The sequence below is a fragment of the Pseudomonas sp. GD04091 genome (genome assembly GCF_029836165.1).
In the GTDB taxonomy this organism is placed as follows: Bacteria; Pseudomonadota; Gammaproteobacteria; order Pseudomonadales; family Pseudomonadaceae; genus Aquipseudomonas.
In genome coordinates, this window is the sequence record NZ_JAOEBG010000052.1 from 1 (window position 1) to 1,013 (window position 1,013).

General features: G+C 65.8%; 1 protein-coding gene and 2 pseudogenes. All 3 read right to left on the reverse strand.

Features of this window, described 5'->3' with window-relative positions:
• Positions 1-286: pseudogene (locus N7422_RS26810) on the reverse strand (MFS transporter); the annotation flags it as partial.
• A 91-nt stretch (positions 287-377) separates the two neighbouring features.
• Positions 378-770, reverse strand: coding sequence for a MerR family transcriptional regulator (locus N7422_RS26815; protein WP_019396549.1), 393 nt, complete (start codon positions 768-770; stop codon positions 378-380).
• A gap of 50 nt (positions 771-820) precedes the next feature.
• Positions 821-1,013: pseudogene (locus tag N7422_RS26820) on the reverse strand (multidrug transporter); the annotation flags it as partial.

A 1,013-nucleotide genomic window follows, 5' to 3' on the forward strand; every position in this document is an offset into this window, starting at 1 on the left:
TGATGCCCAGCGCGGCGATCAGGCCCGAGGCCACGCCGAAGCCGACCCCGACCACGTATCCGTTGCGGCGGCCATGGCGCCGCATGATGAACGCCGCAGGCAAGGTGCCGATGGCAAGACCCAGGCCGAACAGGCTCACGGGCAAGGTGATCCAGGCCGAGTCCTTGGCAAGCTGCTGGCCGACCAGCCCGCCCAGCGACATCACGATGGGCGCGCTGGCGCCACCGAGCGCCTGCGCGGCGGTGAGAACGCCGATGTTTCGGCGCGTGATGCTCTGGTCGGTCATGGGCGGTCTTTCTTGTTCGTTTGTCTGGCCGGAAATATTACACGCATGAATATATGTTCAGTTATCCGACCATGATTCGGCCATGCGATGCTCATGAACCGCCGCAACCTGGTCGCTCCTCGCAAATCTCCCGAGCGGCAGAAGGAACAGCCTGCCGTTCCAATGCGAGCAGGTGCTCTTTCACCCGGGTCAGTTGCGCCATGCGTTCCTCGACATAGGCGAGATGGTCCCGGACAGCCTGCGTCAGCAGCTCGGGTTCCGGGGACTCGCGATGCGTCCAGCCCAGCAAGTTGCGCATGTCATCCAGGCCGATGCCCGACGCGCGGTAGTTGCGAATCAGGTAAAGCCGCTCGACATGGGCCGGGCCATAGCGCCGGTAGTTGTTGCGGGACCGCTCGGGAGCGGGCAGCAGGCCCTCCCGTTCGTAGAACCTGATGTTCTCAGGGGGCGTGCCGGTCAAGCGCGCGAGTTCACCAATCCTCATCCAGCTCTCCGCGCGCAGCGATGGGGGACGCCACCGCTGCGCGCCGGCCCTCATCCCGGCGACCGGGCGGACTGCTGCGCCGTGGCGCCCGATTGCACCGTGTGCTCAGTCCAGCCGCCGCCCAGCGCCTTGTACAGATGGATGAGGTTGTTCAGCCGCGTCAGGCGCGTGCGCACCAGGGTCTGCTGCGTGCCGTAATGCGTGCGCTGCGCGTCGAGTACAGTGAGGTTGTCGTCCACGCCC

Bases quoted from the DNA above. Each gene is read 5' to 3' on its own strand.
- N7422_RS26815 (WP_019396549.1), bottom strand. From the start codon at position 770: ATGAGGATTGGTGAACTCGCGCGCTTGACCGGCACGCCCCCTGAGAAC.